Origin of the sequence: Shewanella sp. SR44-4 (genome assembly GCF_014163715.1) — a bacterium.
GTDB lineage: Bacteria > Pseudomonadota > Gammaproteobacteria > Enterobacterales > Shewanellaceae > Shewanella.
In genome coordinates this window covers 91,389-117,847 of the sequence record NZ_JACJDU010000002.1, presented here as the reverse complement: position 1 = coordinate 117,847, position 26,459 = coordinate 91,389, and the positions used below count along the sequence as shown (strand labels likewise).

The following is a 26,459-nucleotide window of genomic DNA, read 5'->3' as shown; positions in this document are numbered from 1 at the left end:
GTGATTTTGCCTGAACAAAGAAAATAGAAAGTGGTAGACTATGCCACAATCTGAACCGCCGTTATTTTATATCAAACTTGTGATTAAATGTGAGTATTCATCATTTTACTGGTTAGAGATGCAACAAACGGCTTCAACTGAATTTTTAAGCATATAAATACTGGTAGCAAACATGGCAAAGAAAGGTTTTTTTTCCTGGTTTCGTAAAGATAAGCCCGTCCCTGAAGTTGAAGAACAGCAACAACTCGATATTGATGCGGAAAATGAAGTTGCAACAGAGTCTGCTGACCAAACCCAACAAGCTGAGCTGCAAAAGCAAACTGAAGCAACAGCGCGTCTAGACGTTGAGCGTTTTGAGCAAGAACGTCTCGAAAGCGAACGCGCAGAACAAGCGCATATCGACACTGGGCGTATTGCCGCGGATAAGTTAGCTGCTGATGTTTTAACTTCAGAAAAGCTAGCCGTTGAGCAGGCAGAGCAACAAAAGCAAGCGCAAGAGACTCAACGTGCAGAGGCTGAGCGTGCTGAACAGCTTGATCTAGAAAATAAGCGTCTTGAGCAAGAGCGTGTCGACAGTGAACGAGTAGAACAAGCCCGTATCGATGCTGAGCGTATTGCTGCAGAAAAGCTAGCCGCTGAGCAGGCTGAGCAACAAAAGCAAGCACAAGAGATTCAGCGTTTAGAAACTGAACGTTTAGAAGCCGAACGTGCTGAACAGATTCGTCTTGAACAGCTTCATCTAGAAACGCAGCGTCTTGAGCAAGAGCGTATCGACAATGAACGAGCAGAACAAGCCCGTGTCGGTGCTGAACGTATTGCTGCAGAAACGTTAGCAGCTGAAGCCTTAGCAACCGAAGCTTTAGCTACAGAACCAGCCGCACAGCAATTAGCAGAGCAGCATTTAGCAGAACAACAGGCTGCCGAGCAACAAGCACCGATAGAGTCTATTGAGTTAGCACAACAAGATGAACCGCAAGCTAAACCTCAAAAAGAGGGTATGTTTGCCCGCTTAAAACGTGGCTTAATGCGCACCAGCGAGAATATTGGTTCTGGTTTCATTGGCTTATTCCGCGGTAAAAAAATTAATGATGAGTTATTTGAAGAACTCGAAGAACAATTGTTAATCGCTGATGTGGGTGTCGAAACCACCAATAAATTAATTAAAAGCCTGACCGAGCATGCATCACGTAAGCAACTTAAAGATGCAGAAGCACTTTATGATTTAATGCGTGAAGAAATGCAAAAAATGCTCGATCCGGTAGCCATTCCTTTAGTTCCCGATAACGCCAATGGCCCGTTTGTCATTCTTATGATTGGTGTCAATGGTGTGGGTAAAACCACCACGATAGGTAAACTGGCTAAACAGTACCAAAGCCAGGGTAAATCTGTCATGTTAGCAGCCGGTGATACCTTCCGCGCAGCAGCCGTTGAGCAGTTACAAGTGTGGGGACAACGCAATAATATTCCGGTCGTGGCCCAACATACTGGCGCAGACAGTGCTTCAGTCATATTTGATGCCTTGCAAGCCGCTAAAGCACGCAAAGTAGACGTATTAATTGCTGATACAGCAGGACGTTTGCAAAACAAAAGTCACTTAATGGAAGAGTTAAAGAAGGTCGTGCGAGTGATGAAAAAACTCGACCCAGATTCGCCTCATGAAGTCATGCTAACGTTAGATGCCAGCACTGGCCAGAATGCTATTAGCCAAGCACAGTTGTTTAAAGAGGCGGTTGGCGTGACGGGGATTACCATCAGTAAATTAGATGGTACCGCCAAAGGTGGGGTGATTTTTGCGATTGCCGATAAGTTTTCTATTCCTATTCGTCATATTGGTGTCGGTGAGCAAATTGATGATTTGCGTACTTTTAACTCCAATGACTTCATTGAAGCATTATTTAGCCAGGATAAAACGGACCAATAATTTATGATCCAATTTGAGCAGGTCAGTAAAATCTATGCTGGAGGCCAAAAGGCCCTTATGGATGTCAACTTTCACCTTCGACAAGGTGAAATGGCTTTTTTAACCGGCCATTCTGGTGCGGGTAAAAGTACCTTGCTCAAACTCATTACGGTTATTGAACGTGCTACGGCAGGTAAGGTGTCTATTAATGGGCATAACATTGCCAATGTAGGGCCAAAACATGTGCCCTATTTACGTCGCAATATTGGGGTGATCTTCCAAAATCATCACTTGTTGATGGATAAAACCGTATTTGACAATATTGCCTTGCCGTTAGTGATCGAAGGTTTCACCCATGGCGAAATTCGTAAGCGTGTTGCTGGCGCACTCGACATGGTGGGTTTATATGGCAAAGAACGGCATTTGCCGATAATGCTGTCGGGTGGTGAACAACAACGAGTCGGCATTGCCCGCGCTATTGTTAACAAGCCACCACTGTTGTTGGCCGATGAACCTACGGGTAACTTAGACCCTAAATTATCGATGGATATTTTACGCTTATTCGAAGCCTTTAATGACTCGGGTACTAGCGTGCTAATTGCCACCCATGATTTAGGCCTTATTGCGCGCATGAAATATCGCACTTTTACTCTGCGTGAAGGACGTATGCTCGGTGGAGAACGTTCTACTGCTGGTGGGGAGACAATACGATGAGTAAAAAAGTGAATATTACTCAGAGTAAATTACCTTTAAGCGGTCGTATTGTGATGTTTTTTATTCGCCATGTGCAACAAGGCATGTCGAGTATGGGCGAACTTTGGCGCAGCCCTGTTTCATCCATTATGACCATGGCAGTATTGGGCGTGAGTTTAAGTTTACCGGCGGCATTGCAGGTACTGGTAAAAAATGCTGAAAACATCACTCAATCTTGGAACAGTGCCGCTGAAATTTCGTTATTTATTAATAAAGGCCGCAGTGAGCAATCCATTCAAAGTTTGTTGTCGCGTATCAAAGCATTCCGCGAGGTTGAATCGGTCACTTATATTAGTCGCGATCAAGCATTAGAAGAGTTTCAACGCTTATCTGGTTTTGGTGAGGCGTTGTCATATTTAGATGAAAACCCACTACCTGCAGTTGTTACTGTAACGCCTTCGCTTAAGTATTCTAGTCCCACAGGGGCGCGTGAGTTACTGGTAAAATTAGAACGTGAATCCGAAGTTAACTTTGGTCGTTTAGATATTGAATGGTTAGAGCGTCTGCAGGCATTACTTAAATTACTTGAAAAAACGGTGTTGGCTATTGCTGCCTTGCTGGTTCTTGCGGTGGTATTAGTTATTGGCAATACCATTCGGCTTGCGATTATGAACCGTCGAACCGAAATTGAAGTGATGAAGCTAGTGGGTGCAACCGAAGCCTTTATTCAACGTCCGTTTTTATATACTGGAATTTGGTATGGGGTCATCGGTGGCATTTTGGCTTGGCTCATTATTAATGTGTTAGTGTGGTATCTCGATGGTGCCTTAGCAGAGTTACTGGGATTATATGGCAGTGAATTAACCATCCAGTCATTAACATTTTCAGAGTTGATTAAACTGGTGTTATTGGCATCATTCTTAGGCTGGTTTGGCTCATATTTATCTGTACGACAACACTTACGTAGCATTGAACCGTCATAATTGCAGGCGTATGATGAAGCTTAAGCCTTAATAATGAACGTTTGTTCACTTGCATTGCGATAGCCTTGCGGTAAAAATGTTCATCTAGTAGAACCTTATTTGACATATGATGTCATATAGTTGATAGTTTATCGGCTAAATCGAGTTAGCTCTCTTGTGTTGTGAACCAAGAGACCTTATTCATCGTACAGAATAATCGTACCGAGTTAGCTGAAATATATTTTTGAATGTAGTAGGAGAGCGAATGACTTATCAAACGCAATCAATGGCGCTGGCGGTTCCGCATAATGCTAGTAGCCTAGAAGCGTACATCCAGTCTGTGACCAGCATCAATATGCTGGACGCCGATACAGAGTACGACATCGCCAAGCGTTTACAAGAAAATGGCGACCTACAAGCGGCAAAGCAATTAATTATGTCACATCTTCGTTTTGTTGTGCATGTTGCGAAAGGTTATTCAGGATACGGTTTACCACAGGCAGATCTTATTCAAGAAGGTAACATTGGCTTGATGAAAGCGGTTAAACGCTTCGATCCCGATGTTGGTGTTCGCCTTGTGTCTTTTGCTGTGCATTGGATTAAAGCTGAAATTCATGAATACGTGTTGAAAAACTGGCGTATCGTGAAAGTAGCTACCACGAAAGCACAGCGTAAATTATTCTTTAATATTCGTAAGTCTAAAAAGCGTTTAGGTTGGTTTAGTGACGCTGAAGTGACCATGGTTGCAGAGAATTTAGGCGTATCGAAAGCTGATGTGACCGAAATGGAATCACGGATGGCAGCCCAAGATCCGGCCTTCGACTTAACCAATGACAGCGATGACGATCATCATGATTTTGCCCCAGCATTATATTTAGAAGATCATTCTTCAGATGTGGCGGATCAGGTTGAGCACGCCAATTGGGAAGCAGACTCTCAAACACGTTTATTATCGGCCATTAAAACCTTAGACGAACGTAGTCAGCATATATTACGTGCGCGTTGGTTAGATGATACTAAAGTGACTTTGCAGGAACTTGCATCGACTTATGAAGTCTCTGCTGAGCGAATCAGACAGTTAGAAAAGAATGCCATGAACAAGCTTAAATCTTGTATGGAGTAACACTCCAGCGTATTCGATTTTGATAGATTAAAACCTGCTACGGCAGGTTTTTTTATGGCTGGAATTTGATAATTTGGCTGCGAAGCTTTATCAGCACTCATTGATGTTGAACTGAGATCAATCCAATGTAGACCCATTCACTTTAGAGTTAGCCAGTGTCGTATAGGCAAATTTCGAATAAGCGAATTTAGTGCCATCAAATAAGCCCGAAGCCACCGATGGTTAAGCGTTGTTGAGCAATCAATATTATTATGGTGCTATTTTTGCTGCGTCTATCTGGGTTTGAATGGCGTTGATGATGCTTTTTCTTGGCACTTTTAAACCACTGGTGACGACGTCTTTTGGCCAACCAAAAAATTGTCTAGGCCGCTTGAAACGCGCCAGTGTTGATTCAACTAACTGACTCAGCTGCAGGTTAATGTTGTCGACATCAATGGCTTTTAAATCAACAGTCTTTAAGTCAACAGCCTCCATGTTAACGGTCTCGAAATCAATTGAATTGGCATTAACGGTTTCGAGTTCAATTGCATTAGTACTATTGTCTGCGACACAATAATCAATAATGGCAGCAGGTAAGTGGCCAAAAATTGTATCGTCCAGGGCAAATACAATTGCTTGTGCGACATTAGGATGGGTTAATAACACCGCTTCAAGTTGTTCTGGATGAATGTTCTCACCGCCACAAATAAACATGTTATCCATGCGGCCTAAAATACTCAGCTGTCCCTCTGGATCTAATAGTCCTTTGTCGTGGGTACAAAACCAACCTTGATCATCTAATGGCAAGCTTAACCCCTGGTCGGTTAAATAGCCTAAAAATAAACACTCACCTTTTACCCAAATCACCCCGTCTTTCAACCTCAGTTGTCTTGAAGGCAAAGGACAACCATGATGGCCTAATAAATTGGCTTTAGCGGTGGTAATTTGTGAGCTCATCTCTGTCATACCATAGCTGGTATAAGCATTAATGTGCAGGTGTTGTAGTGCATCAATAAGAGCCGGTTCTATGGCTCCGCCGCCCAACAGTAATGCGCTTACATTGGCAAACGCCGCGGGATGTTGCTGGAGTATCTGTATCGCCTGGGTTGGCACTAATGACACATGGGTAATATGGCTACTTGTTAGCTGTTCGGCCAGTGTCAATGCGGGATCTCGCAATACAATGCAGGCTCCAGCCAAAGTGCAACGATGAATAATGGCCAACCCACCAATATGAAACAGTGGTAACGATAATAGCCAAGCGTCAGACGGCGCTAAAGCAATAAACGTTGCAGCCCCTTTGGCGCTGCTCAAATGGTTAGTTAAGCAATGTACCGCAGCTTTGGGTGTTCCACTTGAACCAGATGTGAGAATAATATTGGAAGCTTGATGTGGTGATACCTCAACAGCTTGGTTGCTTAGTTGATCTACTTTTTGAGGCAGTTCAATATCGAGCCAGTGGGCAATCTCAATCGCGGTTTTTCTGCTGACGTTATCGGTCCATAACCATTGGAGATCAAAGCGTTTGATAAGCTGATTAATCTGCACATCAGCCAATCGAGGTGACAAAGGTAAAAATATCCATCCCGCATCAATGCATGCCCAATATAGGCAAATCATGTCAATATTATTGTGTGACACACAAGCCACAATATCGCCATGCTTAACACCTTGTGATTGCAATTGTTGCGCTACGCAGTGAACTAAACCACTTAACTGAGCATAACTGACGCGAGTAGTGGGGCAAGTATTGTTGCAAGTCTTATTACCAGTAGTGATGCTCGGATTGACGGCTTTATGGCTACTTTCAATAGCAATAGCATCTGGATGATTTAATGCTGCTTGATGCAAAGGTGACATCATTATATATCAGCCTTGCCTGAGTCTTGTGGTTGGCCGATGTGAGTCAGTAATTGCAACACTTGATGATTTAGCCGTGGAGATAACCCAGAGGTGGCTAACAGCAAGGGTTTGCCAAAGGCGCTTAATGTATCAAGGCCTGGTGGTTCATCTGGTGTTAGTGCCTGGCTCACTATGCGTAAGTCGCTGATACCGAGGTCAGCTTCTAAGCTTGAACTTACTATACCGCGCACACCAGCAAGATGAGCTTGGCTAATCATGTTTTGCAATTTTTCCAGCGAACCCAATAACATGGGTTTGATAATTAATGCGCCTAAACCGGGTTGTTGTAATGCTAAATCGAGATCAAATTGAGATGAATTTAATGACTCATCTAAAGCATATTTTATTCCTAATTGCCGGTGTATTTGGGCATTATCACTGGGGTTAATACATGGCTCTTCAATATATTCAATTTTGTGTTTTGGTAAACACGCTAAAAAGTCGATAGCCTGTTCAAGACTAAAACCACGATTAGCATCTAAGCGTAATGTTACGTGAGGTGCGATTGCCAGCACTTGATAAATAAATTCGATTTCGCTTTCCATACTGGTTTGAGCGACTTTAATTTTTACGCTGTTGATGCTGCTCAGTGCCTGTAACTTTTGAGTAATAACGTGTGCTGACATTCCATCGTAAAGTAATGGCACCACAGCTAACTGAGTCTGTGGATTTTCGATGCGAACAGGCAATCGATGGGTTAGTTTTGCATCCAATAAGCTCAATGAGAATGCCAATGATGGCAGCGACATCTGCTCGGCAATATTGGCTAAAATCGCTAAGGGTTGATCGATCAAACTCGGTAATATTGACAACAGTTGTGATGTCACCTCTTCAAGCGACTCTTGGCTAAACCCTGTTATTGGTTGGCTATCAATATCGATGCCTGATAATGGGGCAATTTCAACCCAAGCCACTTGTTGATTACTGAGCTGGATAGCAAGCACTAACCCTTTACGAAAATCAATTCGTTGTATACCTACAGGTAAACTAGGGTTGAGCTCAATTTGATATTGATACAGAGTACAGCTGGTTATCGTTGAGTTATCTGATGACATTGTTACTCCTTTGGATCCGTTAACGGATCTAAGCACAATAACCCCAGTAAGGTGTCGGTAAACAATTGAGGATGCAGGCTGTGAATATTATGTCCTGCGGCGTGCAAAGGATGTAACTGCAAAGTGCCTAAACCAGACTCTGCCAGTGTCGCCTGCCAATCTATAGCCACATGAGCAAATTTTTTGTCATCAACCCCATACATAAAATGACATGGACACGTTAGCGACTCAAGTACAGTGCGGCAGTCTTGCTGCAAACTAAGAGACGTTGTCATGTAACAATTGGTTAAGCGTTGTGGATCATTGCTGCGGCGTATTGCAATAAGTTGCTGCTTTTGAGATTGACTCAAGTCATTAAAAACTGCTTGTTGATACCAAAGACTGAGAAAGTCCGCTATGGGCATATGCTGGAGTTTTTTCGCCCAGATACTATCGCTTTTAGCTCGCGCGGCTTGTTGCTGAGCATCTTGCAAGCCAGGATGAGCGGATTCGAGCGTTAAGCTCAAGAGCGAATCAGCATAATCATCTGCAATATGCAGCGCTATCCGTCCGCCGAGTGAGTAACCCAATACATGAAACTGCATATAACCCATGCTATGCATTTTACTCACAATAAGCTCTGCCGCTTGGTGTAATCCCGGTGAGTTTAAAGTGTCTACGTTAGCGCCATGGCCTGGTAAATCAATACAAATACAATGAAAATATTGGCTTAAACGTGGCATTAAAATAGACCAGTCGTCTTTACTACCCAAAAAACCATGCAGCATTAATAATGCTGGTAATTGTGGTTGGCCAAAGCGACTGATCATTACCATTAGTGTTGTTTCACCCATTGACTGATTTGTGCTATTTGGTCGCTGGCTTGAGTTGGGCTGACATTGACTTCAATCACTGAGGCACAATTAAACTCAAAGGCTTCTTGATACGCTTGATTAAACGACTCAATATCATCTGCTTGTCGATAGGCTAAACCAAACATAGCAGCGCCATAACCAAACTCTAAACCGTGGCTTAATCGATAAAAATCATTGCGCAGGCTTTCATTGGGTACAGGTAATAGATTAAAAATATTACCGCCATCATTATTAATAATAACCAGCACAAATGGTTGAGTCATTTGTTTTAACAGTGCCAGAGAATTGAAATCATGCAAACAGGATAGGTCGCCCATCACTAGGGTTGTAGGTGCATTTTTGTCTGCGGCTACGCCACAAGCGGTTGCAATTAGTCCATCAATGCCCGATGCCCCTCGGTTGGTATAAATTGCCGGTGTATTGGTGGCAATTGGTGCGTACATATCGTAGAGCCTGATAGGTAAACTATTACCGATAAACAGTATATGTTGATCTGTTTGAGCCAATGCTATGGCACGCACAACTTGGGCTTCACCAAAGGTTGTATTGTCGATTTGTTGTTTAAACAGGGACTCCAATGACTCATTTAGCGGTAATAATTGTAATGCCCAGTTGGCTTGTGATGAGCGTGGCCAAGGTAATTGGCATACCGCTTGAACACTTGCCTGATAAAATTCTTTAGATTGATGGCTCGGGTCTAAACGATCGCCGTATTTACTTACATGCCAGTAGCTATGCCAAGATTGTTGGGCAATATATTGAAGTAAACGTTTAGAAATAAAACGCCCACCAAAGACTAATATCCGCTCAGCTTGCTCGAGTTGTTTGTTGGCTTTCGGGTTTAATAATAACTGGTCAACGTGGCCTATTACGCCTGGATGCTGACGCAACTGTGATTGTGCATCAACTAATACTGGCCAGCCAAGCTTCTGTGCTAACGCGACGATTTGCTGTGGATTATCTTCAGGAGCTAAGGTACCAACCACTATCACGCCTTTACCGTGAACAAAGCGCATTAAGGTGTCTGTAGTGGGTAACTCTGCAGTCGTTAGGCTAGCATAGCGCGTCAGTGGTTTAGTGTTTTCAAACCACTGGTTTAATAGTGCAAGATAGGTTGCAGTTGTAAAGCTCGCGGTTTTTTTTACGTGAGCCAACGTCACCAATTCTGTTGGGTATAGCGGCTCACGGTACATACAGTTTATGTGAACCGGCTGGTGTTGGTTAGCTACAGCATGATCGATAGTACTCAATAATGCATTAGCCGGATAACCAAGATCAGGCGTTGGTAAGTTAACTTGTTTAGCATATTGAGCAAAAATAGCGGGCTGAATTATCGCTTGATTCGCACCACAATCAATCAGCTCTGGTGGTCTGTCACCAGATAAAATAATCAGCGGCACATGGGTTAACCACGCCTCAACAATGGCTGGATAAAGATTGGCCACGGCGGTGCCTGAAGTGGTAATGATGGCGACTGGCGCATTGCTGGCTTTTGCCAATCCAAGGGCCATAAACCCTAAACCACGCTCGTCAAAATGAATATGACGAGTGAGCTGGGTTTGACTAGCAGCGGCCAATGTTAGCGGAGTTGAGCGAGAACCTGGTGCCATACACACATGCTTAACCCCTAAGCGTGCAAGCTCTTCCAAGATCAATTGACCCCATAACAAATTCATATCGGCGCTGGTCTGTTGTTGCATATTGGCTCATATTACAAATAAATAAACGAATATTAGTGTAACGCCAAGTTAGCGTTATATCTAAGATTTAGCGCAGATTTTTATCCAAAATCTGCGAAATAAGTTGTTAAGGCTACAATCAAATATCAGCCTCATCCTCTCTTGCTTTATTTATGTTGTGCTAATGTTATTAATATGATTTATTTATTGTATTAAAAATAATAACAAGGACTCTCGTAATATGGAATCTGCTGCATTATTAAAAAGAGTTGATGAGTTACCTCGCTTACCCAAAGCGGTTAGTGAATTGTTAGATGCGGTTAATAATGAAAATACCACCGTAAAGAGTATTGCAGCCAAAGTGGCTCAAGATCCTCTTATTAGCGCTAGAGTATTGAGGTTAGCTAATTCAGCTCATTTTGGTCGCAGTCGTGAAGTGGGTTCTATTGACGAAGCTGTGATTCGATTAGGCATGCAAACGTTGCGGACGTTAGTGATTGCTTCTGCGGTTATTGGTGCAATTCCTAATGCAGAAGGGATTGATCTCGCCCAATTCTGGGGTGAGACTTTTGAGGTCGCCCTGTATTCACAAGAAGTAGCCAAACGTTGTGGCGTTGCACCAGATGAAGCTTTTACGTGCGCAATTTTACACAATATTGGTGATTTACTGATTGCCGTTGTTGAGCCTTCGGTCGCAGCACAAATCAGAGCCGCTGTCGCTGAAGGGGCAGATAAGCAACAGCTTGAAACGAGCTTATTAGGTTTCGACTCACCCTCTGTTGGTGCTCTATTAGCTAAAGCGTGGAAATTTACTCCTTCATTAGTGCAAGGGATCGAGCATCAACGCGCACCGCTTAATGCCAAGCCGGTTTCTAAGCTGGCTGCCGTTATCTATTTGTCGCACGAGGTGTTTGCCCATTGGGATGATCAACGAGATGACGAATCTTTTACCGCTTGGTTGGCAGATATAACGAATCACAAAGCCGGTATCATCAAAATGGATATGGCCGGATTAGCCGAAAAGCTCCTCGCGCTTAGAGGTAAAGGGTTAGAAATAGGTAAGCAATTAGCCTAGTAAAGGCACTTAACCATTGAGCTCTGTTTATACAGAGCTTTTTTATGCTTGGTTGTTTATCCATTCGCTCATGACTACATGGGTTTTAATTTTGACGATGTCAGCTTGAGCATCAATAAATTCGCGGATTTCATGTAATCGTTGCATAGAATTGGCATGCACATAAACCAATAAATCCATGTCGCCGGTAATGCCTTGGCAAGTTATCACTTCCGGTATGGTGGTGAAAATATGGATGACTTCGGCGCAACGGGCGCAACGATGCTGAATTTCAAAGTATGCCGACACGCCTTGTTTTTGCGACTCACTCAGTAAAACCTGATAGCCACGGATAACCCCCGTTTGTTCTAATTTCTTAATTCGCTCGGTGACAGCACTGCGCGATAAATTCACTTGCTCAGCAATAAACGAAATACTCTGTCGAGCATTGTGGCGTAATTCGTTTATAATCGCTTTATCAAATTTATCCAATGATTTATATCCCGATAATTGTGTGTCACACCTACATACTGTCATTATGACGGAAAGTTGCCTTTTATCCGTCATATTGTCGGTTTAGCAAAGCAACTTGAGCTCATTAACCCGCAGAATGTTTTACTGTTTGGCCTTATAATATCGCAATATATCACAGTAAGAATAAGATAATGAATCAAATGACCGCAACAATAGGACGCTGGCAAGGCGCTGGCTTAATGGCCACCACATTGCTAGGCACTGGGGTATTTATTTTACCGCAAATGACCATAGAGGTAGCAGGCTCAGGTTCGCTATTAGCATGGTTGTTATTAACGGTAGCCATTATTCCAGTCGCATTAGTATTTGGTTTGTTAGCGAGTCGATTCCCGCATGCAGCGGGTCCAGCTTACTTTATTGAAAAAGCATTTGGTGCTACAGCAGGCCGAACAATTGGGCTGATTTTTTTATTAGTGATCCCCATTGGTGCACCTGCTGCAATTTTAATGACCTTTCAATTTTTAGAAGCATTAATATCGATTTCTGGGCTAGGTCAATTAGTCGCAGAGTTATTGATTGTGGCTGTGTTATTGCTGCTGAATATTAAAGGTATTCAGGTGTCGGCAAAATTACAGTTTGCGTTAACCTTGTTGATTGTATCGGTAGTCGCAATATTATTTGGTGCCAGCGGGTTAAATGTCGATCAGCTACAAACCTTTGCGCATGGCAGTCATCCGCAGTTTAGTGGGGTGATGCTAGCAATGGGTATTGGTTTTTGGAGTTTTCTAGGCATTGAGGCCATGACACATCTTGCCAGCGACTTTCGCCAACCCGAAAAAGATTTGCTGCCTGCAATGATGATGGGCACCGTATTAGTGGGTGTTATTTATTTAGCCTGTACTTTTTTATTGCTAATGGTACCAACCGAGGGTGACGGCTTAGCGATGATATCGGCATTTGATTATTTGTTATCAAACACCTTTTTGGGTGGATATGGCGCGTATATCATCGGAGTATTAGGTATTGCCAGCGGGTTAGCAACCGTGAATGTGTATGCTGCTAGCGCCGCGCGTTTATTGTGGAGCTTCAGTAAAGAAGGCATTTTACCGCGCTATTTTGATAAATTAAACCCACACGGTGTGCCCTTTAGAGCCTTGTTTGCCATTTTGGGGGCTATGGCGGTGGTGATCATCGTGACCTTTTATAGCACTCAAGAATTAGAAGACTTAATCGCTTGGAGTAATGGCGTGTTTGTGATTATTTACTTATTGGCGATGTTGTCTGCAGCTAAGTTACTCAGCAAGCGGTATCTACCATTAGTGATTGCAGGTTGTTTGTTTTGTGTTGGTTTGGGCATCGCGCTTGGCAGTAATATGATTTACGCCATTGTATTGGTGTTGGTTATCGCCCCTTTTATGTGGTGGCAAAAAGCTCATCTTACGCGTAAGTATTTACTCAATAATAGCCAAGGCTAATTGGCTATTATTTAGCGAGTTTCCATGGCGATATTGCGCATTTGAATCAGTTCACTGTGCTTTAAATGCAGTAAATCAGCTGTACGGCGAATAATTTGGTCTTCATATTGCGACAATTCACCATCGGCATAAGCTAATTGCCACATTGACAGCAGTAATTTTTGTTTGTCATCAATACTAAATTGAGCATTGATTTCGGCGGTAAACTCAAATAGAGACGTAGCATTTTTACGGCTTTGATTTGCTTCTTCTATAAGGGTTATCGCTTCTTCTGGGTTAATGCCTAAAGTGCTGATGAGCACTTCGGGCAGTAAAGCAGCTTCAGCAGCAGCCAAATTTTCGTCGGCGTACACAACCTCTTGCAATAGGGTTGCCGCGGCTAGGTTGAGGTTTTTCTGTTTCTCTTCTGGGCTACTTTCTTGAGTATGCGATTGGAGAAATTGCTTTAGTTTGGCGATCATAATTATTCTGTCCAATGTTACTATTCATTTTTATGCTAGCAAAAATGCTAATCCCAAGCGAATGGCTTGGGATTAAATAATGTTAACGCGGGTGTTAGGGTAGCTTTAAGCCGTCTTAATAATGATTATAAGACTGAACCTAAGCCTTTCATTAATAAATCAACCGTACCGTCACCACCACTCTGTTGGAGATAGTTTTTAGCGATATCAACCATAGGGGTAATATATTCTTTTGAGATACCAAGCTTTTCAAAAGCATCATATACCATTGCGCTACCTTGTAACGCAGAGCCTAAATCACCTGCTTGTGACAATAATCCTGACATGCCATTGCCTGATGATAAAGCAGGAACTGCAGCCAGTAGACCGTCCGCATTTGGGATGCTGTTGCTTAATTGGCTAAAATCATTTTCACCTAAATTGGTTTGAGCCAAGCTAAGTAGTGAGCCTAACCCGCCTTCAGCTTGGGTTTGAGATAAGCCAAGTTGAGACATAACGTTACCCACTAAAGCACTTGATTGCTCAGTTGTTTCAGACAGTGCAATGGTTTTGGCTTGTTCAGTTGCTGGTTTTTTAGTTATTTCAGCAACGTTGTCTAACCAGCCCGCAGTTGCTGGCGCTGAGAATACGAAGACGGTAAACAGTACCGGTAATGCAGAAGCTAATTTCATAATGAGTGTCCTTTGATGTGGCTCAATGTCTAAACTTATGCATCATTTTACCCTGATTTACATAAATGCGACAGATGATCGCGATTTTTACACATTAGACTTGTGCAAAATGCATTTTTTTTGGGTATCCTAAGCGCAATATTCGTTGTTAATAGATTACTGGAACCCACATGTCATTGTTTGCAATTTTGACTGAAGCATTTAACTTTTTTCGAAACCACATCCGTCAGCTTGCCGTACTGACGCTGCCATTACTGTTAATCCAAGTCGCTATTCAACTTTGGCTAGGTAATGAAATGCTACAGGCTGATGCTGAAAACCCACAATTCGGTGCAGTACACGCTGCAGCAATGATGGTGTTATTGTTGGTGTTTTCGTTTTTAATTGCCGCATTAACTTTGTATTTAGAGCTACGCTCTCAAGGCCATGATCTTGCCCCGGCACAAATATTAAAGGCTAGTTTGCCTTTTGTACCGCCATTATTACTGGCTGGAGTATTTTCTGGTTTAGCCATTTTAGCGCCGGTGATGATCTTTGCTGCGTTTGGCCCACTATGGTTGATTGGCTTAATCGTGAGCTTGTACTTGTTTTCTCGCCTCGCCTATGTGAACTTTATGGTGGTGGTTGAACGTTTAACACCTTTAGAAGCGATTAAGAGTAGCTTTAAATTTAGCGGCCCTATAACGATTAAAACCATTGCGGTATTAATGCTGTACGTGCCATTGTCTCTATTAGCTGGCATGTTTTCACAAGTCGCGATGCAAGTTGGTTTTCCATTGCAACTGGTGGTTGAAGCAACGTTTTCGTTCTTAGGTTTGTTTGTTAATATTGCGTTATTTAGATTGTATATGGTTAATCGTAAAACACCGGATGCCGATAAAGCAGAGGGATAAATATTCAATCAACTCGCTAAAAGGAGAAACCATTGTTAAATGATATTGAGTTTATTAATGGTTTCTCTGCTGAGTTAAGCGACGATTACCGTTTAGCTAAAAGTTATGTACGCGATATTCCTACCCAAGCGTTAGTCTACATTCGCAGCTTTACCCATAAACTCGCCGCTCAATTAGCGGTGCAGCATGGAGTAACGTTTACCTCAGCAAACTTATATGATCGTATTGAGCAGCTGAATCAGCGACGTGTTATTGATGTTGCCGCAGTGCGGGCGTTACACCGATTACGCAGTGATGGTAATCGCGGCGCACATCCTGAAAAATATCATTTAACTCAAACTCAGCTTGTTAACATCGCGGAAAAGTCGATCCATCAAATTCTGCAGATAATTGAAAAGCTATATCCCTCTCTGCATCCAGGTGTTGCTCCGCATTATCAATTTGAAGCATTTGATTCATTTGCTGGCCGCGATTTATGTTATCGCGCAGTGATGAAAAATGATCCTGAAGCACAGTATTTAGTGGGGATGTCACTTAAAGTCAAAGGATTAATGCTACAAGAGCAAGAGCGCGCGTTGGCACACACCACTGACGATTCACTCTTAGCAAGTTCAAGTTCGGCATCATCAAGCTCAACATCCTCAAGTTCAAATTCAAATTCAGCAGAATCAAACACTCCAAGCCCAATATCAACCACGGTTGAACAAACGTCAGCGGATGTATTTGCCCAAGCAGCACATTGGTTTCATATTGCATCAGCTCATCATCAAGCGGCATTGTTTGAACATGGTGTGAGCTTATTGCACGGCTATAGTGGTGTGGAAAATCCTGCGACGGGCGAGGCGTTTATTGCGCAAGCGGCAGCACAAGGTATTGTTAATGCGCAGGCCTTGTTAGGTTTCTTTTATCTGGTGGGCAGTGATCAATTTGAAGTGGATATTAATCAAGCCGAAACATTGCTGACATTAGCCGCTAATGCAGAAGATGCTGAAGCAATGTCAAACCTTGGGGTGCTGTTTTATCAAAACCAACAATTTGAACAAGCTTACTTATGGGTAAATAAAGCAGCGCAAACCGGTTACCCGCATGCACAATATCATTTGGCACTGATGCTTGAACAAGGTGAAGGATGCCAAGTTGATATCGCTACGAGCCAACAATGGATGCAAGAAGCCGCCGAGCAAGGCCAGTTGGATGCGATGTTACGTTGCAGCAGTGATATCTTGCACGATGATGACGCTAGCCAAGAGCAACTTAATATTGCTGAACACTATTTGCATGAAGTGATTAAATACGGCCGTAATGTCACCGCGATGATTGAACTGAGTGTCGCCTTAGCCGACGGAATTTTAGGCCGTATCGATGTGGTACAAGCAGCATATTTACTACAACAAGCTAATTTGCACGCCAACGAGATTCAGCGCCAGGTCATCGAGCCGCTTTGGCAGTCGTTACTGATGCAAATTGACAGTGTGATTGCGCTTAATCCAACGGAAGATGAGTTAACTACCTTGCAACAGGCAAAGTGCTTACTCGCGTAAATGACATTTGCTTTGTTATGGTTGTTTTTAAGTTGGGGTTGTTACTCAGTGATGACTCACGCTAGATAAGTGTGTAGCGTGTCTCTTCAATTCGCTTTAGTTAGAAACAATGCCTAATATTTAACTGATATATATTCAACATATCTCAACCTGCTTTGAAGCGCTTTGTGGAAAAACTTCACAGCAAGCCTAGCCTTACCATGCTCATACCAATAGAAAAGGTTAACGACAGGTGACAGCAATTAATATAACGACTTTGCCACAGCTTCCTGATGCGCATGCACTGGCTGTGTTATTGCTTGTGTTGCTTGCCCTGTTTCTATTTACCAGAGAATCTATTGCCATTGAGACGTCGAGTCTGTTTATTCTGGCAATGCTGAGCATCGGTTTTACTGTTTTTCCTTACGTCAATTCGCAGGGGCAACATCTTGAGGCGTTGCAGTTTTTCAGTGGTTTTGGCCATGAAGCGCTGGTGGCAGTGTGTGCCTTAATGATTGCCGGAAATGGTTTAGTGCGCACCGGAGCGCTAGTACCTCTTGGTCGAATTCTGGCGCGCTTATGGCTTGTAAGCCCCGCATTGAGTATGTTGCTGACCTTGCTGGTTGGCGCTTTTCTGAGTGCATTTGTTAATAATGTACCTATAGTCGTATTGCTGCTGCCTATTCTAATCAGTGTATCGCTGCGAACCGGAGAGCCAGCTTCGGGGATGTTAATGCCAATGGGATTTGCCACTCTGGTGGGAGGAATGAGTACCAGTATTGGCACCTCGACGAATTTGTTAGTTGTTTCAGTTGCTGCAGATATGGGCTTAAGAAGACTGCAGATGTTTGATTTTTTTGTACCGGCAGCAATCGTTGCCGCTATTGCTATTGTTTATTTATGGTTGATTGCGCCACGCTTACTGCCTGCTCGTAAGGCCATACTCAGCGATACCTCCCCAAGAATATTTACTGCCCAACTGGTTATATTGGAAGACGGTTTTGCAGTCGGTAAGACATTGACCGAACTGATTGAAAAGAGCTCAGGTTTGCTGGAAGTATCACGCATTATGCGGGGCAGTGGAACCTATGTTGTACCGTTGCCCGATGCGCAAATTCAGGCTGGGGATCGGTTGATGGTGAATGACACTCCGGAAAATTTGAAGGAACTGGAAAGTGCTCTGGATGCCATGCTCTATGTTGGAGATACGCCTGTTGATGAAGAACATCCATTATCCGGTGAGGGACAGCAGATTGCCGAAATAGTCGTCATGCAAGGTTCACCTTTGCTTGGTATGACCTTGAGGCAGCTTAACTTTTATGATCGTTATCAATTAATGGTGCTGGCAATACATCGAGAGGGAAACTCAGTAGAGACGCTGCGTGAAAAAATAGCACAGGCCCGTTTGCGCATTGGTGATGTTCTTTTAGTTCAGGGAGATCAAGATACCATAGGCGAAATTAAACGTGCTGGTGAGCTATTAGTGCTCGATGCAACAGCAGATCTTCCGTACACGGATAAAGCGGTAACGGCTTTACTGATTATGGCGGCAATTATTCTTGTGTCGGCATTTGGGGGCGTTCCCATTGCGATAAGCGCCGTAGGGGGTGTGCTGCTTATGCTGGTCACACGCTGCTTAACCTGGCGTCATGCTTCTATGGCGCTAAGCACTCAGGTCATTTTGATTGTGGCGGCGAGTTTGGCGATGGGGGCGGCATTATTAAAAACCGGTGGTGCAGAGTATTTAGCACAAGTCTTTGTCGCGTTAACCGCAGGGGCTTCTCCGGCGGTTATTGTATCTGGACTGATGTTGCTAATGGCCATTATGACCAATATTGTGTCTAATAATGCTGCTGCAGTCATAGGCACTCCTATTGCTATCAGCATTGCGCAGCAACTGCAGGTTGATCCCGAACCCTTTGTTATTGCGGTGCTGTTTGGTGCCAATATGAGTTATGCCACACCTATGGCTTATAAGACTAACCTACTGGTAATGCATGCTGGCGGCTATAAATTTACCGATTTTGTCCGAGTGGGCGTCCCACTAACGATTATCGTTTGGGTGAGTTTATCGCTATTACTGCCAGTCATGTATTCGCTTAGCTGGTAATCTTTGATGTGGCGTAGTTATTTTTAATGTATGTAATGTGTTTTTTATTGTTCATAAATTATTTATATCAATAAGATATTAGGCAATGAAAGATATTGAGCAATAACTTAAATGGCCGACTTTATCGAGTGAACCGTCCAATTAGTTGTTGAATTAATAGTTGTTGAATTAAGCTGTAGCACAGAGCAATATGAGAATTCAGTTGAGTGTATTATGCTCATTGAATCAGCTAGAGTGAGAAAGATGTGATGGAGCACAATAATGACGATGGATTTTAATAAGAAACTTACTGACAACTCAGTATCAGTTATTGCAAATTTACTCGGTAACCCAGAGTCCACATCAACAATTAAATTCCTATTAGCAAATCAAACCAATTAACCTAAGCTAGCAATCGTTTAGGTTTAACAAGAGATTTGTGCTTTATAAACAATCCAATGCACAAATACTACAACGTAAGTAGCCAGAAAAGGTGTAAAGTAAATATGGACGTTTGGAAAAGATTATTGGTTATTTTTTTAGTGACGCTGTCATGCGTAGGTTGTGATCAAGGCACGAAGTTATTAGCGGCAGAACATCTTCCTAAATTTCAAATGACGAGCTACCTTAATGACCTTCTTAGAGTGGGTTACACAGAAAATATTGGTGCATTTCTAGGCTTAGGTAATAATCTATCTGAACAAGCTCGGTTCTGGTTTTTTGTTGTTTTGGTTGGTACGTTTTTATTGGCTTTACTGGTTTATTTAATTTCAAATGCCAAACAGCACCTTGTCCCTTTAATTGCATTATCTTTAGTGTTTTCAGGTGGTATGAGTAATTTCTACGACCGTGTTGTTAATAATGGGGCCGTTATCGATTTTCTAAATATTGGTATAGGCTCGATTCGAACAGGCATTTTTAATGTCGCAGACATAGCAATAATGTTTGGTGTCTTTCTGCTTATATTTGCTCAAAGTAAGCATAAACCTACGGTGTAAAAGTCGACTAACCGGTCATTCATTTGGTTTTGGTTAAGCCTACATGGATATGTTCGAGGAAGACCTATCAGGCTCACACATTCTGTTGTAAAGAGTCTTCAACGGCCTCAATTTCAGAGTTGAATTTGTACATTTTCAATTAAGGAAAACACGATGAAAAGGGATTTCAATGAAAAACTTACCTACTACTCAACATCAATTGATAAAAACTGCTCTGTAGCCCAGAGCCAGCATCAAAAAAAGCAAATACCAAAAGCATAAAGTGTACCTATAAATCTGGATTCGGTATCGGCCAAGTCCAACAAGCTGTTTATGCCATGCAAACAGCGCAACGCATAAATACTAAAACGTTAGGCATACAAGGAGATAGTGTGGATAATCTTAAAAATGGATTCTTATGGGGTTTAGGTTTTGGTCTATCAATAACCATCATCATTTTAATTACTCAATATGTTAATCCAAGTGAATATGAGAAAATGCAAAGTTACAATCCTACAAAAATAGAAAGTTTCGAGGTAACTAGTAAAGTCAGCCGCCTAGAAGGTTCTAATTATGTCGTCGCGGGTGAATACAAGATTACTCAGATGACTAATTTTGAAATGTATAAGATTGAAGTGGTAATTCGTGATGAAAAGGGAGTATTCCTACAGAGATGTAGCTCTGATGTAGATAAATATAATATTGAAACAGAAAAAACTTTCACAAAAGTAGTCGTCTGCCGTGATTTTTCTGATTCTAGCTCTGTATCATCAATAGAAATAAGCTTGATGGGTTACAAGTAGCACCTATCAAATAAGGATAGGCCGCGCGAAGCCGCGTCCTATCCCAAGTGTTGAACAAGCCCGCACACATGAGATGTTACTCTTTATTATGTCAATAACAGTTCGAGAAAACGCGCTGTTTGATGTAATTGGTATCTACCACTTTTCTGTAGTCAGCAATTTCCCTTAGCCTCTTTGCAAATTATTTAACTAGCTATATTTCAGTATCTTAAATTAATCGGTAATCCTCCCCTAAAAAACGGCCAGCGTTGTGCTGGCCTTAATGTTGTTTAAGTGTTTAAGTGTTTAAGTTTTTATGTGTTTATGGCGTTGTTAGGCGAATGCCTACTGAATGGATTAATTTAGGATATCAGTGAGGGATTTACTGCCATTAAATAATTCAAAGACTTTGCCGCCTAGCTGTAGTTTTTCTACAGCGTAAGTCAGTGCGCGAGCAACATCTTCTCTGTGAATGGTCATTTTTTCTTTGCTGCTCGGCCGTTGGGTTTGGACTTTACCTGTGGCACGATCATCGGTTAATGAACCCGGTCTAAATATAGTGTAGTTAAGCCCACTGCTGATCAAGTATTCATCGGCCATGTGTTTGGCAACTAAGTAAGGCTTCATTTGTTCTGAGCCTTGGTCGGGATCGTCAGCGCCGATAGAGCTGACCATAATGAAATGTGACACATTAGCCGCTTTTGCGTAATCAATGGCTTTACAGGCCGCCCATAAATCAATGAGCATAGTTTTGTCTGCACCTGTTTTACCACCTGAGCCAGCGCTGAAAATGACCTGATCGCAATCGTTAAATGCTTGGCTAAAGTCCTGTTCTAAATCCGCTTCAACGATGTCTAGCTTCTTATCGCTGGCGATATCAGCCAATTTATTTTTATCTCGCACTAACGCTATGACTGATTGGCCATCTGCTAATAGCTGCTTTGTCGCCATGTTACCGATCTGTCCGCTTGCGCCTAAAATGAGTGTCTTGTTCATTTTATCTTCTCCTCAGTATCGAATTTTTGGCTTATATTACTGGCAAATGTGGCAGCATCGTTTGCTACTCTATTTGCCCGCCTTCTAATAACATTGGGGTTTGATCTGCGCGATTCAATGCCTAAGAGGTGACTAGTGTTTAGCCGCTCTTTATGTTTTACATAAATAATAAACATAGCCAGCCGATATTTTTGGCGAATATTTAAGGTTTTACCGGCTTAGATATCGTTAATAGCTTGCAGGAATGACGACTAATGACGGTAATCTTAAGATAAACATAGCCAATACCAATTTGGAAAAATGGCTAGAATCGGTAAGGTTGTCACTAAACGCATCTAACGGTTAGTTAATCTGCCTGATGCTCAAATGTGCGACCAGTGTGTTGAGTTTGATTCGATTTAGGTCGGCTAAACATATCTGCGTAAGGTGCTGCTTGTTCGCGCTGAACATCAGCGCGGTCTTGGTAGATATCACCTTGTTGGGCTTGTGACTGGTTTCTTTGCAATATTTTTTTACCTAATAGCTGTAAAGTAATAAAACTTAATAAGCCCAGTAACAATATAAAGGGCAATAGCACAATCGTGGTGAATGCGATGCTAAAAAACATCAGTAATGCCAAAATGGGATTCATAGCCGAGAATCGACTTTTCAAATTGGCAGTGTGGAATGATTGATTAAATTTCATGGTAGCTCCTGAATGCGCTTGGTCTGAATATGGGTGTCTAAAGACGTTACCTATAAATTAGTAACGATGACTTAATATACAGCTTGCAACGTTTTGACATAATATGTCACGTTAAACCTAGTTAATGTTTTAAGTTTGAGAGCGAAAGTTATTGCCCACACAGACAATGCCAAAGGGTTAATCGAGACTAGATTTAGGCATACTGTTTATAAAATGCTTTTAGTGATGGTTACTTTCGCGGTCATGTTATAACGACTGCATGATGGTCAATAGGTGAGTCAATACTAACCTGTTATTTTTTAACTTTAGTTACGATAGTCCTGCAGATTTGGCATGACTCAAACGAGATTTCTGATTCGAGTTTTCTCGTTCAATATTTGGATGATCATGATAAATATCATCTTTGGGATTAGCTGTTGAAAGGGGTGATGATGCAGTACGATGCTGGCGCATGTATTGGCGGCTTAACAGTGTCATACCGATGAAACCTACAGACACTAACAGTAATATTAACGGTACTATTAACAGTAATATTAACGGTAATAATAGCAAGCCGCCGATCAAGACTGTGGCAACCGTTGTAAATGCTGCCAATGGTCGCATTTTTTGCAGACGTTGCATTATTTTGTGAGTGTAAATTGAACTGAACATCCTCTGATCTCCGAGGGTTTACCCTATTACATAATCCATCAGGTTGGCTTGATGGATTATTTGTCATCTAATCGTTTTATTTGAGTGTTGCGCGAGCTAAAAGTTCAATTTAGGCTCAATGTCAGCCGTTGTGTTTACTAATATGTTGGTTCGCGATGGCTTTATCGACGCTGCTGAAAATAATATTGCGAAACCATTGATGTCCAGGCTCTTGATTATTTCGTTCATGCCATAAAAACACATAAGCCATAGGCATAAACTCAAAGGGTAAGGGAATGGGCACCAGCGAATATAGTTTTTGTGCATGGTTAGCAAAGCTAGAGGGCAAGGTAAAAATTAAATCGGTATTGGCACAAACGCTGGCAGCACCATAAAAATCTGGCACTGTGGTCGATAGGTTACGATGTAAGCCCAAGTTGGCTAAGTGGTAATCTAGTGCCCACCAATCGTTACCTTCACATCTTACCTGTACATGAGACATGTTAAGGTAGTGAGCTTGATCCCAGCGACCATCTTTTACAGCCTGTAAAATAGGATGATTTTTACGCACTAAGCAAACTTGATGGTCGTTAAATAAGACTTGTGATTCAATGCCTTCAGGTACGTTGTCAATATTGACGTCGGTTTGAGGCAGAATATCTCGACCTGCAATGCCAAAATCTATTTGTCCTTGCTGTAGGTCTTGCATGGATTTTTCGGTCCAAACATAGGAATCTAATTTTATTAACGGTGCCTGTTGTAATAATGGTCCGATAAAATAGGGAATTAAGGTTTCATAAGCACTTTCGACCATCGAGAATGAAAATTGGCGGTTACTGGTCGCCGGATGAAAAGTTGGCGGTTGCGTAAGTTGATACAAGTTTTGTAATACTAACGGCAGTTGTTGTCTTAATGCATCAGCATGTGCGGTTGGCTTTAAGCCGTGTGCTGTGCGTTGAAACAGTGGATCGTCTAATGTTTCTCGCAACCGATTTAAGCTTTTACTGACAGCAGATTGACTCACATGCAAGCGATGGGCAGCCCGAGTGACGCTTTGCTCCTCAAGTAATACTTGTAGAATGACTAATAGATTAAGATCGATTCGAGCAAGATTGTCTAAATTCATGTGATATTCTCAAATGGAAATTCACTTCGGATTTTATATCATTTTCATTCATACCTCCATTTGACTTATTATAGCGCCCTATTAAGGGTGACCTTTGTGCATTAAAAATTTGAGAGAAAGAAGTTTATGCGTCGTAACTTATTGCCACTGTTAATGTTTATGGTGCTTTTGAGCCCGTTGGCTATTGATATTTATCTACCGTCTATGCCTGCAATGGCATTGGAGTACGGTGTATCAAACAGTGAAGTACAGTCCACCTTAGTGTTATTTTTATTTGCGATGGGCGTAGGGCAAATTTTAATTGGTCCACTCGCGGACCGTTTTGGCCGTAAACCTGTCGCATTATTTGGGATTGTACTTTATGGCATTAGTAGTTTATTAGGGGCTTATGCGGTTGAGTTTGAATGGTTGCAGGTTGCCCGTGTGTTTCAAGGCTTAGCGGCTTGTTCCACCTCTATTGTGGTATTTAGTGCGGTACGTGACTGCTATTCGCGCAAAGAAAGTGTGTCGATGTACAGTTATCTAAATGGTGCAATTTGTGTGGTCCCGGCACTGGCACCTACATTTGGTGGCTTATTAGCATTACAGTTTGGCTGGCGTTCTACCTTCATTTTTATGGCTTTGTATGCCATTTTTGTGTTGTTTTTGGTGGGGTTCCGTTTTCCGGAAACACGTCCGTTAAATACCGACAGTACAGGGCCTTTATACCGTTGGAGCCGCTATAAGCCGGTTATTGGCGACCCTCATTTTATGTTTTATGCCAGTTGTTGCATGATCGCGATGGCATCAATTTTATGTTACGTGTCTTATTCACCAGTATGGTTAATTGGTCATTTAGGCATTTCAGAATTAACTTTCAGCGGTTTATTTGGCCTTAATGCTGCGGTAAATATTGCCGCATGTTTTGCTGCCCCAGTGTTGGTTAAGCGTATCGGTAACCGTCCGGGAGTAGTAGTGGCATTATCGTTGATGTTGATTGCTGCTGTTATCGAAGCCGCGATGTACTTTGCTGGCCCTCAAGAAGGATTAGCCGCCGCAATAGCCTTTATGGCTCCGATGATGATTTTATGTATTGGCTTTGCTATTTTGCTTGGCCCAGCAACCAGTATGGCGTTGTCGGCTTTCGGTGAGCGCGCTGGTACCGCGACGGCGATGTTAGGTTGCATTCAAATGAGTGGGGCATCAATACTGACGGCGTTGATCCAGCTAACAGATATACCTGCACCTTATGCGATAGCGGTTGTTATGGGGGGCTTTAGTGCAGTATTGCTGATCATTATGGCAATGAACCGTTTAAGCCATCTGCATCAAGAACAGTTACAACATGACTAATTAGCTTTAGTAATATCACCTTTAACCCGCAGAATGCTAACCACATTCCGCGGGTATTTTTTTGCCTCAATATGATGAAATTTAGAAACGGGCGTTAATTGCTATGCCAACATTAGTTTCTGAATCACTATTATACTCACCATTATCGAAATAATGTTCTAGTGAAAACTTAGCCGAGAATACATCTGAAAAATGCCAGAAGTAACGTGTATTTAAACCCGTTTCAGTGATGTTGTTGCTGTGGCTACTTTTATTTGAGTCATCAATATTACTGCTGCTGAAATCAGTATTTACATCTGTCCGGTAGTAAGTCGCACCCACTGACCATGCGTTATTGATATACCAATCTGCAAACACTGCAACAGTATAAATGTCATTTTCAAAGTTTATTTTAGAATCTTGCACTATAGTCGGAGTTGAGCCATCAACTTGAGTGAGCATTTCGTTGTTGATATATTGTGGGTTTTGATAACCTACAGCCCCAGTTATAAACACTCCAGCGGTTGATTGTAATGGAATAAAATGTTCGTAAGTTAACGTGATAGCATCAATATTTTGGCTAAAATATGATTCAAATTCATATTCTAAATATGCGCCATTGTTAGATTCTGATTCTGAGTTGGTCGTGTAGTTCAAGGATAACGTTGAGTGTTCGCTAAAAAAATATCCAGCACTAATCTCGTATGTTGTGATGTCAAATACAGCATCATCTGCATTTAACTGGTTGACTCCAGCCCCCAAAAACCATTTTGAGTCAAAAACGTATTCTCCAGCGATGTGATATAAATCTTGGAAGTCAGTGGTGGCATAACGCGCAGAAACAGTTGAGCCTTGATTAAAGAATCCCGCCAATGCGTATGGCTTATCTGCTTGTTCAACCGCTTTAAAGTAATAGCGATAATTGGCGTTAACTAGGCCATCCGCTTCACCTGATGAGTCTAAAAAACCGATTTCTGCTTCGTGGTGATAGGTATTATCTTGGGCTGCATATGCAGGGATTGTGGCCAATGCGAGCATTAATGCCACAGACATCTTTGTTCTAGTCATAGTAATGGTTCTTCCTTGAGGTATTATGGTGTAGAGCGAAGTATATTGAACTCAACTTTACATATTTGCAACAACAGATTTGCAACAAAAATAAGACAAA

At 42.2% G+C, this 26,459-nt stretch carries 24 protein-coding genes; 12 read left to right on the top strand and 12 right to left on the bottom strand.

The genetic code is table 11. From position 1 onward, the window contains the following. The first annotated feature begins 172 nt into the window (after positions 1–172). The 4 genes from ftsY (at position 173) to rpoH (ending at position 4,678) form a co-directional block, all read left to right on the top strand. On the top strand, positions 173–1,921 hold the full coding sequence (gene ftsY, locus H5125_RS01800) for a signal recognition particle-docking protein FtsY (protein WP_182743351.1): 1,749 nt from the start codon (positions 173–175) through the stop codon (positions 1,919–1,921). Between the two features lie 3 nt (positions 1,922–1,924). Then, positions 1,925–2,614: a cell division ATP-binding protein FtsE gene (gene ftsE, locus H5125_RS01795; RefSeq protein WP_101084900.1), complete on the top strand. Its 690-nt coding sequence runs from the start codon at positions 1,925–1,927 to the stop codon at positions 2,612–2,614. Further along, entirely contained in the window at positions 2,611–3,576 is a 966-nt protein-coding gene (gene ftsX, locus H5125_RS01790; RefSeq protein ID WP_101084901.1) for a permease-like cell division protein FtsX, read from the top strand. The genes ftsE and ftsX overlap by 4 nt, the downstream gene beginning before the upstream one ends. A gap of 244 nt (positions 3,577–3,820) precedes the next feature. Continuing rightward, positions 3,821–4,678, top strand: coding sequence for an RNA polymerase sigma factor RpoH (gene rpoH / locus H5125_RS01785; RefSeq protein ID WP_011635768.1), 858 nt, complete (start codon positions 3,821–3,823; stop codon positions 4,676–4,678). A gap of 249 nt (positions 4,679–4,927) precedes the next feature. Here rpoH and menE read toward each other — a convergent pair whose 3' ends face one another. Genes menE through menD form a run of 4 tightly spaced genes read right to left on the bottom strand, consistent with a single transcriptional unit; the run spans position 4,928 to position 10,168 of the window. Beyond that, positions 4,928–6,520, bottom strand: a complete 1,593-nt coding sequence (gene menE, locus H5125_RS01780) for an o-succinylbenzoate--CoA ligase (RefSeq protein WP_182743349.1) — start codon at positions 6,518–6,520, stop codon at positions 4,928–4,930. Further along, positions 6,520–7,614 (bottom strand): o-succinylbenzoate synthase, encoded by a 1,095-nt coding sequence (gene menC, locus H5125_RS01775; protein WP_182743347.1) that lies wholly within the window; start codon positions 7,612–7,614, stop codon positions 6,520–6,522. Before menC ends, menE begins: the two co-directional genes overlap by 1 nt. Positions 7,615–7,616: 2 nt before the next feature. Further along, positions 7,617–8,429 (bottom strand): 2-succinyl-6-hydroxy-2,4-cyclohexadiene-1-carboxylate synthase, encoded by an 813-nt coding sequence (menH, locus tag H5125_RS01770; RefSeq protein ID WP_182743345.1) that lies wholly within the window; start codon positions 8,427–8,429, stop codon positions 7,617–7,619. Further along, positions 8,429–10,168 (bottom strand): 2-succinyl-5-enolpyruvyl-6-hydroxy-3-cyclohexene-1-carboxylic-acid synthase, encoded by a 1,740-nt coding sequence (gene menD / locus H5125_RS01765; RefSeq protein WP_182743344.1) that lies wholly within the window; start codon positions 10,166–10,168, stop codon positions 8,429–8,431. The genes menH and menD overlap by 1 nt, the downstream gene beginning before the upstream one ends. Positions 10,169–10,388: 220 nt before the next feature. Between menD and H5125_RS01760 the strand changes: the two genes are divergently transcribed. Continuing rightward, positions 10,389–11,222, top strand: a complete 834-nt coding sequence (locus H5125_RS01760; RefSeq protein ID WP_182743342.1) for an HDOD domain-containing protein — start codon at positions 10,389–10,391, stop codon at positions 11,220–11,222. Between the two features lie 42 nt (positions 11,223–11,264). Here H5125_RS01760 and H5125_RS01755 read toward each other — a convergent pair whose 3' ends face one another. Further along, positions 11,265–11,693, bottom strand: a complete 429-nt coding sequence (locus H5125_RS01755) for an Lrp/AsnC family transcriptional regulator (RefSeq protein WP_101084907.1) — start codon at positions 11,691–11,693, stop codon at positions 11,265–11,267. 173 nt (positions 11,694–11,866) lie between these two features. On the opposite strand from H5125_RS01755, the gene yjeH reads away from it, so the two are divergent. After that, the gene (gene yjeH / locus H5125_RS01750; RefSeq protein WP_101084908.1) at positions 11,867–13,150 is read left to right on the top strand and encodes an L-methionine/branched-chain amino acid transporter; all 1,284 of its coding nucleotides are present in this window, start codon (positions 11,867–11,869) and stop codon (positions 13,148–13,150) included. 11 nt (positions 13,151–13,161) lie between these two features. Here the strand turns inward: yjeH and H5125_RS01745 are convergent, their stop codons facing one another. Together H5125_RS01745 and H5125_RS01740 are read right to left on the bottom strand one after the other, a co-directional pair. Next, positions 13,162–13,611, bottom strand: coding sequence for a TerB family tellurite resistance protein (locus H5125_RS01745; RefSeq protein WP_101084909.1), 450 nt, complete (start codon positions 13,609–13,611; stop codon positions 13,162–13,164). 125 nt (positions 13,612–13,736) lie between these two features. Continuing rightward, positions 13,737–14,282 (bottom strand): DUF2780 domain-containing protein, encoded by a 546-nt coding sequence (locus tag H5125_RS01740; RefSeq protein WP_182743340.1) that lies wholly within the window; start codon positions 14,280–14,282, stop codon positions 13,737–13,739. A 170-nt stretch (positions 14,283–14,452) separates the two neighbouring features. On the opposite strand from H5125_RS01740, the gene H5125_RS01735 reads away from it, so the two are divergent. From H5125_RS01735 to H5125_RS01715, 5 genes are all read left to right on the top strand, one after another. Then, a complete protein-coding gene (locus H5125_RS01735; protein WP_101084911.1) occupies positions 14,453–15,175 on the top strand; it encodes a hypothetical protein in 723 nt (240 codons plus the stop codon). A gap of 32 nt (positions 15,176–15,207) precedes the next feature. Then, positions 15,208–16,716: a DUF4145 domain-containing protein gene (locus H5125_RS01730; protein ID WP_182743338.1), complete on the top strand. Its 1,509-nt coding sequence runs from the start codon at positions 15,208–15,210 to the stop codon at positions 16,714–16,716. A 232-nt stretch (positions 16,717–16,948) separates the two neighbouring features. Continuing rightward, positions 16,949–18,805: an SLC13 family permease gene (locus H5125_RS01725; protein ID WP_182743336.1), complete on the top strand. Its 1,857-nt coding sequence runs from the start codon at positions 16,949–16,951 to the stop codon at positions 18,803–18,805. Positions 18,806–19,290: 485 nt separating this feature from the next. Next, positions 19,291–19,782 carry a signal peptidase II gene (gene lspA, locus H5125_RS01720; RefSeq protein WP_101084914.1) on the top strand — a complete coding sequence of 164 codons (492 nt, stop codon included), beginning with the start codon at positions 19,291–19,293 and terminating at the stop codon, positions 19,780–19,782. A 371-nt stretch (positions 19,783–20,153) separates the two neighbouring features. Further along, on the top strand, positions 20,154–20,564 hold the full coding sequence (locus H5125_RS01715; RefSeq protein ID WP_157822753.1) for a hypothetical protein: 411 nt from the start codon (positions 20,154–20,156) through the stop codon (positions 20,562–20,564). A 336-nt stretch (positions 20,565–20,900) separates the two neighbouring features. Here the strand turns inward: H5125_RS01715 and H5125_RS01710 are convergent, their stop codons facing one another. The 4 genes from H5125_RS01710 to H5125_RS01695 form a co-directional block, all read right to left on the bottom strand. Continuing rightward, complete coding sequence (locus H5125_RS01710; protein ID WP_182743334.1) at positions 20,901–21,539, bottom strand: NAD(P)-binding oxidoreductase; 639 nt, start codon at positions 21,537–21,539, stop codon at positions 20,901–20,903. 346 nt (positions 21,540–21,885) lie between these two features. Next, the gene (locus H5125_RS01705; protein ID WP_182743332.1) at positions 21,886–22,224 is read right to left on the bottom strand and encodes a hypothetical protein; all 339 of its coding nucleotides are present in this window, start codon (positions 22,222–22,224) and stop codon (positions 21,886–21,888) included. A 309-nt stretch (positions 22,225–22,533) separates the two neighbouring features. After that, positions 22,534–22,875, bottom strand: coding sequence for a hypothetical protein (locus H5125_RS01700; RefSeq protein WP_182743330.1), 342 nt, complete (start codon positions 22,873–22,875; stop codon positions 22,534–22,536). 121 nt (positions 22,876–22,996) lie between these two features. After that, positions 22,997–23,980 carry a LysR family transcriptional regulator gene (locus H5125_RS01695; RefSeq protein WP_101084919.1) on the bottom strand — a complete coding sequence of 328 codons (984 nt, stop codon included), beginning with the start codon at positions 23,978–23,980 and terminating at the stop codon, positions 22,997–22,999. Positions 23,981–24,106: 126 nt separating this feature from the next. Here H5125_RS01695 and H5125_RS01690 point away from each other — a divergent pair, with 126 nt between their 5' ends. Next, positions 24,107–25,312, top strand: coding sequence for a multidrug effflux MFS transporter (locus H5125_RS01690; RefSeq protein ID WP_101084920.1), 1,206 nt, complete (start codon positions 24,107–24,109; stop codon positions 25,310–25,312). 81 nt (positions 25,313–25,393) lie between these two features. Here the strand turns inward: H5125_RS01690 and H5125_RS01685 are convergent, their stop codons facing one another. Continuing rightward, the gene (locus H5125_RS01685) at positions 25,394–26,359 is read right to left on the bottom strand and encodes a putative porin (protein WP_182743328.1); all 966 of its coding nucleotides are present in this window, start codon (positions 26,357–26,359) and stop codon (positions 25,394–25,396) included. Positions 26,360–26,459 lie beyond the last annotated feature (100 nt).

What these genes read in the sequence shown, in the direction of transcription:
- ftsY (WP_182743351.1), top strand. Translation starts at nt 173, where the DNA reads ATGGCAAAGAAAGGTTTTTTTTCCTGGTTTCGTAAAGATAAGCCCGTC.
- ftsE (WP_101084900.1), top strand. Translation starts at nt 1,925, where the DNA reads ATGATCCAATTTGAGCAGGTCAGTAAAATCTATGCTGGAGGCCAAAAG.
- ftsX (WP_101084901.1), top strand. Translation starts at nt 2,611, where the DNA reads ATGAGTAAAAAAGTGAATATTACTCAGAGTAAATTACCTTTAAGCGGT.
- rpoH (WP_011635768.1), top strand. Translation starts at nt 3,821, where the DNA reads ATGACTTATCAAACGCAATCAATGGCGCTGGCGGTTCCGCATAATGCT.
- menE (WP_182743349.1), bottom strand. Translation starts at nt 6,520, where the DNA reads ATGATGTCACCTTTGCATCAAGCAGCATTAAATCATCCAGATGCTATT.
- menC (WP_182743347.1), bottom strand. Translation starts at nt 7,614, where the DNA reads ATGTCATCAGATAACTCAACGATAACCAGCTGTACTCTGTATCAATAT.
- menH (WP_182743345.1), bottom strand. Translation starts at nt 8,429, where the DNA reads ATGGTAATGATCAGTCGCTTTGGCCAACCACAATTACCAGCATTATTA.
- menD (WP_182743344.1), bottom strand. Translation starts at nt 10,168, where the DNA reads ATGCAACAACAGACCAGCGCCGATATGAATTTGTTATGGGGTCAATTG.
- H5125_RS01760 (WP_182743342.1), top strand. Translation starts at nt 10,389, where the DNA reads ATGGAATCTGCTGCATTATTAAAAAGAGTTGATGAGTTACCTCGCTTA.
- yjeH (WP_101084908.1), top strand. Translation starts at nt 11,867, where the DNA reads ATGAATCAAATGACCGCAACAATAGGACGCTGGCAAGGCGCTGGCTTA.
- H5125_RS01745 (WP_101084909.1), bottom strand. Translation starts at nt 13,611, where the DNA reads ATGATCGCCAAACTAAAGCAATTTCTCCAATCGCATACTCAAGAAAGT.
- H5125_RS01740 (WP_182743340.1), bottom strand. Translation starts at nt 14,282, where the DNA reads ATGAAATTAGCTTCTGCATTACCGGTACTGTTTACCGTCTTCGTATTC.
- H5125_RS01735 (WP_101084911.1), top strand. Translation starts at nt 14,453, where the DNA reads ATGTCATTGTTTGCAATTTTGACTGAAGCATTTAACTTTTTTCGAAAC.
- lspA (WP_101084914.1), top strand. Translation starts at nt 19,291, where the DNA reads ATGGACGTTTGGAAAAGATTATTGGTTATTTTTTTAGTGACGCTGTCA.
- H5125_RS01710 (WP_182743334.1), bottom strand. Translation starts at nt 21,539, where the DNA reads ATGAACAAGACACTCATTTTAGGCGCAAGCGGACAGATCGGTAACATG.
- H5125_RS01705 (WP_182743332.1), bottom strand. Translation starts at nt 22,224, where the DNA reads ATGAAATTTAATCAATCATTCCACACTGCCAATTTGAAAAGTCGATTC.
- H5125_RS01700 (WP_182743330.1), bottom strand. Translation starts at nt 22,875, where the DNA reads ATGTTCAGTTCAATTTACACTCACAAAATAATGCAACGTCTGCAAAAA.
- H5125_RS01695 (WP_101084919.1), bottom strand. Translation starts at nt 23,980, where the DNA reads ATGAATTTAGACAATCTTGCTCGAATCGATCTTAATCTATTAGTCATT.
- H5125_RS01690 (WP_101084920.1), top strand. Translation starts at nt 24,107, where the DNA reads ATGCGTCGTAACTTATTGCCACTGTTAATGTTTATGGTGCTTTTGAGC.
- H5125_RS01685 (WP_182743328.1), bottom strand. Translation starts at nt 26,359, where the DNA reads ATGACTAGAACAAAGATGTCTGTGGCATTAATGCTCGCATTGGCCACA.